Here is a 10,559-nt window from a genome sequence, read left to right on the forward strand (position 1 = left end):
GGCCTACTGAGGGCCTATAGCTCAGTTGGTTAGAGCAGAGGACTCATAATCCTTTGGTCCACGGTTCAAGTCCGTGTGGGCCCACCATACTCAAAGCCGCGCATTGCGCGGCTTTCGTGTTTCTGGATGGACCACTACATTGGCCGATGAGCTGCCCGTCCACAGTCCGTGGACGTCGACCGTAGAGGACTGCCCAATGCTAGCCAAGTGGATGGATTCAGTATCTAGACAAGCCAGCTAGTTTGTAGCCTTCAAGCCACAAATAATAACTAGGACACCCATTCTGTAGCCCGTGAGCCATAAATCAAATGTGGCGTCTCTTGCGCAGATGTAGCCCAAGAGCTACATTTTCCAGCATCAAATCTGTTTTAGATGCCCAGGGGCTACAAATGACCTCTCTCTACGATATTTCCGAAATGCTGAAACAGGCGCGTGGCGATGCGAAACTGAGCCAGGACGCACTGGCCAGCCGTGCCGGCGTTTCACGCACCACGGTAGCGCGCATGGAAACATTGGCCAAAGGCGATATGAGCGTCTCAGTGCTGGTTCGGCTGCTGGAAGCAGCAGGCTATGACCTGAAGCTAGTTAAAGCCGGGCACGAACGCACGGTTGAAGACATCCTCAGCGAACAGCGGTCAGGGAGTGCTTGAGCATGATCCTCGACGTTCACGTCAGCTCAAGGTTAGTGGCCAAGCTCTACCGGGAGCGCGATGAATACGTGCTGAAGTATCTTCCAGGAACAGCAGTGGAAGACTTTGTCAGCCTGACGATGCCTGTTCGCGAAGAAGCATGGCGCTGGCCCCGCGACCTGTTCCCTTTTTTCCGGCAAAACCTGCCCGAGGGTTATTTGCTCGGTGTTATCCGTGAAGAGTTTGGCCCGCTGCTCGATGGCACCGATCTGTCGCTGCTGGGCGTGGTGGGAGGCACCGGCATCGGCAGAGTCTCGGTCACGCCTGAAGGCATTCAGCCAGGCGTCGAGATGGCTCCCCTGGAGATCAACCACCTTCTCAGGGCGCAAAACACCACCGACCGATTCGCCGCACTGGTACGGCAATACGCTCGGGTAGCCGTTTCAGGGGTCGTGCCAAAATTCATTGCCACCGACGCCGCCGAACCTCGGGAGCCGCTAGGCAAACCGACCCTGCGCACGGGCTTTCACATCATCAAAGGCTCCGACGACACTACTCCTTTTCTAGGTTTCAACGAGTTCTACACCATGCGCGTACTGGCGCGGCTTAATGTCGTACCGGTTGCAACTTGTCGCATGTCTGAGGACGGCAAAATCCTGGTGGTAGATCGCTTCGACGTGAACGAGCACGGCCTCCCACGCTGCGGCGTCGAAGACGCCTGTGGGCTACTGGGTTTGCCGCCACATGAAAAGTACGCCCCCACCACCGAACGGGTGTGGAATGCCACACGGGCCTACATCCCCGCTGACCGTCTCCAGGCTCAACGCGAGCACCTAGGCTGGCAGCTACTGACCAACTACGTGGTGCGCAATGCCGACTGCCATTCGAAGAACATCGCGCTGTTTTATACCTCGCGTGCTGACGTGGCCTTTACTCCGGTCTATGACCTGGTGACCACTCAGGCCTACCCGCGCTTCGCTAGCAGCCCTCCTGGTCTGTCCGTAGGCGGAAGACAAACCTGGACACCGGGTCGATCACTGGAAACATTTTTCAAAGCCGTGCTGAGCATTCCTCCGAGCAAGTACGCTGCCATGGTCGAACAACTCTGCGAATCCGCCGTAGAGGTCGGACTCGAAGTTATCGAAGCATCGAGAAATGAGCCCGCTTGGCGCGATGTGGCCAAACACATGTTGCACGCCTGGAACGAAGGCATGGAAACATTGCGCAGCCCCAAAGCCGCCCCGCATTTTCGCGGCTTGGATACCGCCATCGAAGAGGCTGGTTTCTCAGGGCCGCGCAAAACAGAGCGCAGCCGAGAGGTGATTGGTCGCTCTGAATTGCTGGCAAAGAAGCACTGAAACTATAGCTGGGGGCCAACTGGTTTAAACCACTCCCCACAGCAGCCTTGCGCTGCGACGCCCCAGTGAGCCAAATATCCGAAGATTGGCATTGAAGCGACTTTCGTGTTTCTAGTCGACGCGCGCTGATTCACCCCTAACCACGCTAATCAAATGTCCAGCTATCCCTGCCGTGAGGCGAATAACTTTCATCAAGCGTTGGCATGGCGGCCGGAACTATAGCGAACTCACCATCCAGAGCCCCCAGGACTCGTGCATAAGCGACCATGCCCACCGACAGATCACCCTTTTCGATGGCGATAACCTTCTGTCGAGTGATGCCCGCCAGGGCCGCGAGGCGGGCTTGGGTCAGCCCGCGATTCAGGCGGCGTTGGCGGAGCTGTTCATACCCTCAATATTCCCCGCCCTTCGTTCCCTGCAACAGCTTTCCCAGCTATTTGCGACCGCCTGCCCATTCGTGCGTTTAGGGGTTGGTCACATCACTCAGCATTTGCTAGATTCGAGCCTTGCCTGCCTGGCGAGCCTGAGAGTTGTGGGCGTCATTCCGTGCTTGAATCAGCCGCGACTGATCCCGTTTCCGGGCGTATAAAAAAACATCAATACAGTCAATGGCATACCTAGCGGACATCGGACATGGAAGTAGTTCAGGCACATCCAGCAGTAGACTCCAGGTTGAGTCATGTGCGTGATTTCGAAGAGTGTCGCCACACCGAGAGCGGCGCTGTGTTTATTATCGCCTCGGGCAGTTCGGCCAAGGACTTCCCGATCGAAGAATTCGCTCACATCCCGATGATCACCATGAATGGTGCGATCTCGCTGTTCAGCAAGACGGCCATCCGGCCGCACTTCTACGTTTGCACCGACATGAGCTTTCCGCTCCAGCAGCCTGAGTTTTTTGCCCATGCGATGAAAATCAGCCAACGGGTTGCCTTGTGGGCAGAGTATGCGCGCCGCACAAACGTGCACCCGGCGGGGAAACTGTTCACGCTCAAACGTGCCCCGAAACAAACCTGGCTCGACTATTTTTTTCGGCGCAACAAGAACCTGGTGCAAAGCCGTGCGCCCATCGGGCAACGAGCCAAGAGTATTGGCTTCAGCAAGAACCTCAGTGATGGTTTTTTTGATGCCCGCACGGTGGCCTATCTGGCATTGCAACTGGCCCACCACCTGGGCTTCAGCAAAGTGTTCCTGGTGGGGGTCGATCTGAATCAGTCCACCGGGCGTTTTTATGAAACCACAGGCTCAGTGCTCTCCCCTTGCGGCCTCGACAAGCATTTCCACACGCGGATTCTTCCCTCGTTGAAGTTGATGTCGAACAAAGTCATGGGGGAAAACTTCGCCGTGTATAACCTGTCCAGCAGCTCGCGGATTCCTGACAGTGTGATTCCGAGAATCGATCTCCCGGCCCTCAGAACCCTTCTCAAATGAGACCTTAAAGGGCGCAGTTGTCCCCCCAGCGCCGCCATGGATGTGCTGTAACATGCACGCCCACTGACCTGTGCTGTTGGAGAAGCCGTTTTGCCTGACACTCGCCCCCTCGCGCTCGATGAAATCGACCGCCAATTGATCGCCGCCTTGCAGCTCAACGCCCGCGAAAGCGTGGCCATGCTCGCCCGGCAACTGGGCATTGCGCGCACCACGGTGACGTCGCGGCTGACGCGCCTGGAAAAGGCCAAGGTGATCACCGGCTACGGCGTGCGCCTCGGCCAGCGAGTGGTCGACGGGGGCTTGCAGGCCTATGTCGGCATCACCGTGCAGCCGCGCTCCGGCAAGGAAGTACTGCGCCGCCTGAGCAGCATGGCCCAGGTCCAGCAACTCTGTGCGGTCAGCGGTGAGTTCGATTACGTCGCCTGGCTGCGCACCGAGTCGCCGGAGCAACTGGACCAATTGCTCGACCAGATCGGCAGCGTCGATGGCGTCGAGAAAACCACCACCTCGATCATCCTCAGCAGCAAGATCGACCGCGGCCAGCCAGTCTGACCAGAATATTCGTCATATCGAATCATCACCATGCAAAACGACGACACTTTGCGTCTTATTAACGTGCACTACGCTCCCTAGAATGGCGACAGTCTTTTCCTATACTCAGCACCTCGTGCGAGTCGCCAGCAAGGTCAGCCATGAACAACAACAATCGCCATCCTGCAGACGGTAAAAAACCGGTCACCATCTTCGGTCCCGACTTCCCTTTCGCCTTTGATGACTGGATCGAACACCCGGCCGGCCTGGGCAGCATCCCGGCGCACAACCACGGCGCGGAAGTGGCGATTGTCGGTGCCGGCATTGCCGGGCTGGTGGCGGCGTATGAGCTGATGAAGCTGGGCTTGAAACCGGTCGTCTACGAAGCCTCGAAAATGGGTGGGCGCCTGCGCTCCCAAGCCTTCGAAGGTGCCGAGGGGATCATTGCCGAACTGGGCGGCATGCGCTTCCCGGTGTCGTCCACCGCCTTCTATCACTACGTCGACAAGCTGGGGCTTGAGACCAAGCCCTTCCCCAACCCGCTGACGCCGGCCTCCGGCAGCACGGTCATCGACCTGGAAGGCCAGACCCACTACGCGCAAAAACTCGCCGACCTGCCCGCGCTATTCCAGGAAGTCGCCGACGCCTGGGCTGACGCCCTGGAGGACGGTTCGCGCTTTGGCGAGATCCAGCAAGCGATCCGCGACCGCGACGTACCGCGCCTCAAGGAGCTGTGGAACACCCTGGTGCCGCTGTGGGATGACCGCACCTTCTACGATTTCGTCGCCACCTCCAAAGCCTTCGCCAAGCTGTCGTTCCACCACCGCGAAGTGTTTGGCCAGGTCGGTTTCGGCACGGGCGGCTGGGACTCGGATTTCCCCAACTCGATGCTGGAAATCTTCCGCGTGGTGATGACCAACTGCGACGATCACCAGCACCTGGTGGTCGGCGGCGTCGAACAAGTACCGCTGGGTATCTGGCGTCATGTGCCGGAACGTTGTGCGCACTGGCCAGCGGGCACCAGCCTCAGCTCCCTGCACAACGGTGCGCCACGCACCGGGGTCAAGCGCATCGCCCGTGCTGCCGATGGGCGCTTCAGCGTCACCGACAACTGGGGTGATACCCGCGAGTACGCGGCGGTGCTGACCACCTGCCAAAGCTGGTTGCTGACCACCCAGATCGAGTGCGAAGAATCGCTATTCTCGCAAAAGATGTGGATGGCCCTGGACCGCACCCGCTACATGCAGTCGTCGAAGACCTTCGTCATGGTCGACCGGCCGTTCTGGAAAGACAAAGACCCGGAAACCGGCCGCGACCTGATGAGCATGACCCTCACCGATCGCCTGACCCGTGGCACCTACCTCTTCGACAACGGCGATGACAAGCCTGGGGTGATTTGCCTGTCGTACTCCTGGATGAGCGACGCGCTGAAAATGCTCCCGCAGCCGATCGAAAAACGGGTGAAACTGGCCCTCGATGCGCTGAAGAAGATCTACCCAAAAGTCGACATCGCCGCGCGCATCATCGGCGATCCGATTACTGTGTCCTGGGAAGCCGACCCGCACTTCCTCGGCGCGTTCAAAGGCGCCCTGCCCGGCCATTACCGCTACAACCAGCGGATGTACGCGCACTTCATGCAGCAGGAAATGCCGGCCGAGCAGCGCGGGATTTTTATCGCCGGCGATGACGTATCCTGGACCCCGGCCTGGGTCGAAGGCGCGGTGCAGACCTCGCTCAATGCGGTCTGGGGCATCATGAATCACTTCGGCGGCAGCACCCATGCCGAGAACCCGGGCCCGGGTGATGTGTTCAATGAAATCGGGCCAATCGCCCTGCCCGAGTAAGAGGAGTCCGAAATGCGCGTAGCCCTGTACCAATGCCCACCGCTGCCGCTGGACGTTGCCGCCAATCTGCATCGCCTGCAGCAGCTCGCGACAGAAGCCAAGGGCGCCGACCTGCTGGTGGTTCCGGAGATGTTCCTCACCGGCTACAACATCGGCGTCGACGCGGTCAATGTCCTGGCCCAGGTGTACAACGGTGAAGCCGCGCAACAGATCGCCCAGATCGCCAGAACCTCGGGGGTCGCCATCCTGTATGGCTACCCCGAGCGTGCCGAGGACGGGCAGATCTACAACGCCGTGCAGTTGATCGACGCGCAGGGCACGCGCCTGTGCAACTACCGCAAGACCCATCTGTTCGGCGACCTCGACCACTCGATGTTCAGCGCCGGCGAGGACGACTTTCCCCTGGTCGAGCTCAACGGTTGGAAGCTCGGTTTTTTGATCTGTTACGACCTGGAGTTCCCGGAGAACGCCCGGCGCCTGGCCTTGGCCGGAGCCGAGCTGATCCTGGTGCCGACGGCCAACATGATCCCCTTCGACTTCATCGCGGACGTCACCGTGCGCGCTCGTGCCTACGAGAACCAGTGCTACGTGGCCTACGCCAACTACTGCGGCAGTGAAGAGCAGATCCACTACTGCGGGCAAAGCAGCATCGCCGCACCGGATGGCAGCCGTATCGCCCAGGCTGGCCTCGATGAAGCGCTGATCGTCGGCACCCTGGATCGCCAATTGATGCTGGACTCGCGCGCCGCCAATCGCTATTTCCTCGATCGTCGGCCAGCACTCTACGACGCGCTGAACAAGCGCTGACCCAAGGTTTTCGCTAGCATGAGCACTTACCCAGTAGCGGAAGTGCTCATGCCTGCGCCGATCCACCCCCTTGTCCACCACGAAACCCTGGCCAACGGCCTGCGGCTTGCGCTGCGTCATGCGCCCGGTTTGAAACGGTGTGCCGCCGTGTTACGGGTGGCCGCCGGCAGCCACGACGCGCCCCTGGCCTGGCCTGGCCTGGCGCATTTCCTTGAGCACTTGCTGTTCCTTGGCACCGAACGATTTCCTGCCAGCGATGGGCTGATGGCCTACGTGCAACGTCAGGGCGGCCAGTTGAATGCGCAAACCGGCGAGCGCCGCACAGACTTTTTCTTCGAACTGCCGCCCGAGGCTTTTGCGGCGGGACTCGAGCGCCTGGGCGACATGCTCGCCCACCCGCGACTGCATCCAGACGAGCAACTGCGTGAACGGGAAGTGCTGCAAGCCGAGTACCTCGCCTGGTCCCAGGATGCCGCAGCCCAGCAACACCAGGCCCTGTTCGACGGCCTCGCGGCGGATCACCCCTTGCGCGGTTTCCACGCCGGCAATCGTGACAGCCTGGCGGTGCAGCACCCTGAGTTCCAACAAGCGCTCAAGGACTACTATCAGCGGTTTTACCAGACCGGGCAGATGACCTTGAGCCTGGTCGGCCCGCAGCCTGTAGATCAATTGCAGCGCTTGGCGCAGCTGTTGATCAACCCGTTGCGGGTCGGCGTCCGGCAACCGCAAAGTCCGCCGCACCCTTTGATGTCCGAGGCGGTCAGCAGTTATCAACAGGCCAGCGAACAGCAACTCAACCTGCTGTTCGCCTGCGAAGGGTTGCCCGAGTCATCCGCCGAAGCCCTGGACTATCTCTGCACCTGGCTCAATTGCGCCAAGCCCGGCGGCCTGCTCGCCGAGTTGCGCCAGCGCCAGTGGGTCGACAGCCTCAAGGCAACAGCGCTGTACCACTTTGCCGGGCAAGCGCTGCTGCATGTGCAGTTCCAGCTCAGTGCCACCGCTACCGCGCAGCCTGCCTCAATCCGCAGTCTGTTCAACGACTGGCTGAGCTTCTTCGGCCAGCAGTACACCGCGCCAAAACTCGGCGAAGAATATGCCCTGCTGCAGCAACGCAGGCGCCAGTCGAGCAACGCCTTGAGCCTCGCTCGCCTCGACATCGAGCCCGTGCAACCGCTGCTGCCTGAGTCCGCGGTCGGTGCCCTCGCGACGATCTTGCAACAGCTCGATCCGGCACCTGTGGATAACCCGGCCATCACCTGGCAACTGCCACCGCCCAATCCGTTCCTGCGCAGCGCCGAAGAGCCGCCAGCCGCCGGCCTGATTCGCGGCCAAACCAGTGCGCACCGGGGCTTGCGCACCTTCGCCCAGGACCGCACCCGCGGTCGTCGCGAGCGTTCGGCCTTGCAGTTCAACCTGGCGCTGCCAGACACCAGCGGTGAAGGGGCTGTGTGCCTGCGCTGGCGCCTGGCCTCAACTCCGTCGGCCAACCTGCAGCCGGTGCTGGCCCGCAGCCTGCAAGGCCTGATCGACGACGCCGGCCAAGCAGGCGTCGAATTGTCGTTCAGCGAAACTGGCGACCAATGGCTGCTGAAGTTGCTGGGTCGACATGAGCCGATGCCGGCAATTCTCGAACAGGCGCTGTTGTGCCTGACCCAGCCCGCCGCCGAACACTGGCACGCCACACAAGCGCCGCCAGGGTTGATCGCCATCCGACAATTGCTCAAGGCCCTGCCTGAGGTGTGCCTGGGCCAGACGCCAGGCGCGACAGCAGACGCTGCCGGCCCTGCGGACCTGCCCGCGATCTGGGCCAGTGCGCATTGGGATGGCCTGGCTGCCGGCCTGCCCGCCAGCGCACACACCACCATTACCCGGGCCCTGAGTCGGGCTCCGGGCATCGCCGACAGTGAGCCGATGCCACCCGTCGCCATCGCCGGTCAACGACTCTGGAGCACAGTGCCCTGCCAGGGTGGCGAGCACGCGCTCTTGTTGTTCTGCCCCACACCATCGCGGGACGTGGCCGACGAAGCCGCATGGCGCCTGCTGGCCCAGCTCAGCCAAACGCCTTACTACCAGCGCCTGCGGGTCGAACTGCAGTTGGGCTATGCAGTGTTCAGCGGGGTGCGGCAGATCCACGGGCAAACCGGCCTGCTGTTCGGCGTACAGTCGCCAGGTACCCCGGCAGCGCAACTGCTCGCTCACATCGAGGCGTTTATCCAGCAACTGCCAACGCAACTCGCCAGCCTGGACGATGCCGCGCTGGCCGAACAGTTGCAGACGCTGGCCGGACAACTCGACAGCCATACCCTGCCCTTGCCCCAGGCCTTCGAGCTGCTCTGGCAGGGCAAACTGGCCAACCACCCGTCGGATTACCTGATGCAATTGCAACAAGCTGTACTGAATCTGCAACGTCCCGCCCTGCTGCACGCCGCCCACTGCCTGGAGCAGGCCACAGGCGGATGGCGATGTGTATCCAGCGATGCCGGCCCACAGGGCGCGTGGCAAACGAGTGGGGGATCATTACCGGGGCTGTAATGGGTTTTCTTCGAGAGAAGTCTCCAATAAGCGGAAACGTTTCAGTAAGATAGCCACCTAAGCATCTGAACATCTCCGGTTGGAGATGGACTATATGTATAGGGTTCGATCATCCCATCCACTGAAGGAGCATCTTTATGACCTGGTCCAAACCTGCCTACACCGACCTGCGTATCGGCTTTGAAGTCACCATGTACTTCGCCAGCCGTTGATTTTGCCTGCGGGCGGAACACGCGGTACAACGCCTCGGCCAGCCCGGGGCGTTTTCATTTTTAGCGTTGATGTGATGGAGCAGCCATGTTTGTCCAGATTCTAGGTTCCGCCGCCGGCGGCGGATTTCCGCAGTGGAACTGCAACTGCGTGAACTGCGCAGGGTTTCGTGACGGCAGTCTGCGGGCCCACGCGCGTACCCAATCGTCGATCGCGATCTCCGATGACGGCGTGAACTGGGTGCTGTGCAACGCATCGCCGGACATCCGCGCGCAACTCCAGGGTTTTGCGCCGATGCAGCCTGGTCGCGCCCTGCGTGATACGGGCGTGCAGGCAATCATCCTGATGGACAGCCAGATCGACCACACCACCGGCCTGTTGAGCCTGCGTGAAGGCTGCCCGCACCAGGTCTGGTGTACCGACATGGTCCACGAAGACCTGAGCAGTGGCTTCCCGCTGTTCACCATGCTCAGCCACTGGAATGGCGGCCTTGACTGGAACCGCATCGAGCTCGACCAGAGTTTCAGCATCCCGGCCTGCCCCAACCTGCGTTTCAGCCCGTTGCCCCTGCGCAGCGCCGCACCACCGTACTCGCCCCATCGCTTCGACCCGCACCCGGGTGACAACATCGGCCTGATCGTCGAAGACCTGCGCACCGGTGGCAAACTGTTCTACGCCCCGGGGCTGGGCAAGGTCGACGCGCCGTTGCTGGAGATCATGGCCGGTAGCGACTGCCTGCTGGTGGATGGCACGCTGTGGGACGACGACGAAATGCAGCGCCGCGGCGTCGGCACCCGTACCGGTCGGGAAATGGGCCACCTGGCCCAGAACGGCCCGGGCGGTATGCTCGAAGTGCTGGAGCAACTGCCCAAGCAACGCAAGGTGCTGATCCACATCAACAACACCAATCCGATCCTCGATGAAGACTCGGCCGAGCGTGCCGAGCTGGTGCGGCGCAATGTTGAAGTGGCGTATGACGGCATGAGTATTGTGCTGTAGCGGATGGCCTCATCGCGAGCAAGCTCGCTCCCACATGGGATCTGTGGCGCATACAAAACCTGTGGGAGCGAGCTTGCTCGCGATGGCGTCCGAACAAGCACCAAAGCATCCACCGGATGTACACCGGAGAACCGCAATGACCGACACACCGCTGTCCCCCGCCGAGTTCGAAGCCGCGCTGCGGGCCAAGGGCGCCTACTACCACATCCATCACCCGTACC

At 61.0% G+C, this 10,559-nt stretch carries 9 protein-coding genes, 1 tRNA gene and 2 pseudogenes; 11 read left to right on the forward strand and 1 reads right to left on the reverse strand.

What is annotated here, in order from left to right; all coding sequences use genetic code 11:
• Positions 1 to 10: 10 nt before the first annotated feature.
• The 3 genes from CKW24_RS23335 to CKW24_RS23345 all read left to right on the forward strand — a co-directional run bounded on the left by CKW24_RS23335 (position 11) and on the right by CKW24_RS23345 (position 1,987).
• Positions 11 to 87: transfer RNA gene (locus CKW24_RS23335), tRNA-Ile, on the forward strand.
• Between the two features lie 302 nt (positions 88 to 389).
• Positions 390 to 650, forward strand: a complete 261-nt coding sequence (locus CKW24_RS23340) for a helix-turn-helix domain-containing protein (protein ID WP_095170602.1) — start codon at positions 390 to 392, stop codon at positions 648 to 650.
• 2 nt (positions 651 to 652) lie between these two features.
• Positions 653 to 1,987: a type II toxin-antitoxin system HipA family toxin gene (locus tag CKW24_RS23345; protein ID WP_095170604.1), complete on the forward strand. Its 1,335-nt coding sequence runs from the start codon at positions 653 to 655 to the stop codon at positions 1,985 to 1,987.
• A 145-nt stretch (positions 1,988 to 2,132) separates the two neighbouring features.
• On the opposite strand, the pseudogene CKW24_RS23350 reads toward CKW24_RS23345, so the two are convergent.
• Positions 2,133 to 2,372 (reverse strand): annotated as a pseudogene (locus CKW24_RS23350) (helix-turn-helix transcriptional regulator); the annotation flags it as partial.
• A gap of 248 nt (positions 2,373 to 2,620) precedes the next feature.
• Here CKW24_RS23350 and CKW24_RS23355 point away from each other — a divergent pair.
• From CKW24_RS23355 to CKW24_RS23390, 8 genes and pseudogenes are all read left to right on the forward strand, one after another.
• Complete coding sequence (locus CKW24_RS23355) at positions 2,621 to 3,415, forward strand: lipopolysaccharide biosynthesis protein (protein WP_095170607.1); 795 nt, start codon at positions 2,621 to 2,623, stop codon at positions 3,413 to 3,415.
• 90 nt (positions 3,416 to 3,505) lie between these two features.
• Positions 3,506 to 3,967 carry an Lrp/AsnC family transcriptional regulator gene (locus CKW24_RS23360; protein ID WP_095170609.1) on the forward strand — a complete coding sequence of 154 codons (462 nt, stop codon included), beginning with the start codon at positions 3,506 to 3,508 and terminating at the stop codon, positions 3,965 to 3,967.
• Between the two features lie 140 nt (positions 3,968 to 4,107).
• Entirely contained in the window at positions 4,108 to 5,790 is a 1,683-nt protein-coding gene (locus tag CKW24_RS23365; protein WP_095170611.1) for an NAD(P)/FAD-dependent oxidoreductase, read from the forward strand.
• A gap of 12 nt (positions 5,791 to 5,802) precedes the next feature.
• Positions 5,803 to 6,597: a carbon-nitrogen hydrolase family protein gene (locus CKW24_RS23370; protein WP_095170613.1), complete on the forward strand. Its 795-nt coding sequence runs from the start codon at positions 5,803 to 5,805 to the stop codon at positions 6,595 to 6,597.
• Between the two features lie 48 nt (positions 6,598 to 6,645).
• Positions 6,646 to 9,129 carry a pyrroloquinoline quinone biosynthesis protein PqqF gene (gene pqqF, locus CKW24_RS23375; protein WP_095170615.1) on the forward strand — a complete coding sequence of 828 codons (2,484 nt, stop codon included), beginning with the start codon at positions 6,646 to 6,648 and terminating at the stop codon, positions 9,127 to 9,129.
• A gap of 137 nt (positions 9,130 to 9,266) precedes the next feature.
• The gene (pqqA, locus tag CKW24_RS23380) at positions 9,267 to 9,341 is read left to right on the forward strand and encodes a pyrroloquinoline quinone precursor peptide PqqA (protein WP_003194766.1); all 75 of its coding nucleotides are present in this window, start codon (positions 9,267 to 9,269) and stop codon (positions 9,339 to 9,341) included.
• A gap of 85 nt (positions 9,342 to 9,426) precedes the next feature.
• The gene (gene pqqB / locus CKW24_RS23385; RefSeq protein WP_095170617.1) at positions 9,427 to 10,338 is read left to right on the forward strand and encodes a pyrroloquinoline quinone biosynthesis protein PqqB; all 912 of its coding nucleotides are present in this window, start codon (positions 9,427 to 9,429) and stop codon (positions 10,336 to 10,338) included.
• Between the two features lie 136 nt (positions 10,339 to 10,474).
• Positions 10,475 to 10,559, forward strand: a pseudogene (locus CKW24_RS23390) (pyrroloquinoline quinone biosynthesis protein C); the annotation flags it as partial.

The organism is Pseudomonas sp. Irchel 3H3, assembly GCF_900187635.1.
In the GTDB taxonomy this organism is placed as follows: Bacteria; Pseudomonadota; Gammaproteobacteria; order Pseudomonadales; family Pseudomonadaceae; genus Aquipseudomonas.

What these genes read in the sequence shown, in the direction of transcription:
- CKW24_RS23340 (WP_095170602.1), top strand. Translation starts at nt 390, where the DNA reads ATGACCTCTCTCTACGATATTTCCGAAATGCTGAAACAGGCGCGTGGC.
- CKW24_RS23345 (WP_095170604.1), top strand. Translation starts at nt 653, where the DNA reads ATGATCCTCGACGTTCACGTCAGCTCAAGGTTAGTGGCCAAGCTCTAC.
- CKW24_RS23355 (WP_095170607.1), top strand. Translation starts at nt 2,621, where the DNA reads ATGGAAGTAGTTCAGGCACATCCAGCAGTAGACTCCAGGTTGAGTCAT.
- CKW24_RS23365 (WP_095170611.1), top strand. Translation starts at nt 4,108, where the DNA reads ATGAACAACAACAATCGCCATCCTGCAGACGGTAAAAAACCGGTCACC.
- CKW24_RS23370 (WP_095170613.1), top strand. Translation starts at nt 5,803, where the DNA reads ATGCGCGTAGCCCTGTACCAATGCCCACCGCTGCCGCTGGACGTTGCC.
- pqqF (WP_095170615.1), top strand. Translation starts at nt 6,646, where the DNA reads ATGCCTGCGCCGATCCACCCCCTTGTCCACCACGAAACCCTGGCCAAC.
- pqqB (WP_095170617.1), top strand. Translation starts at nt 9,427, where the DNA reads ATGTTTGTCCAGATTCTAGGTTCCGCCGCCGGCGGCGGATTTCCGCAG.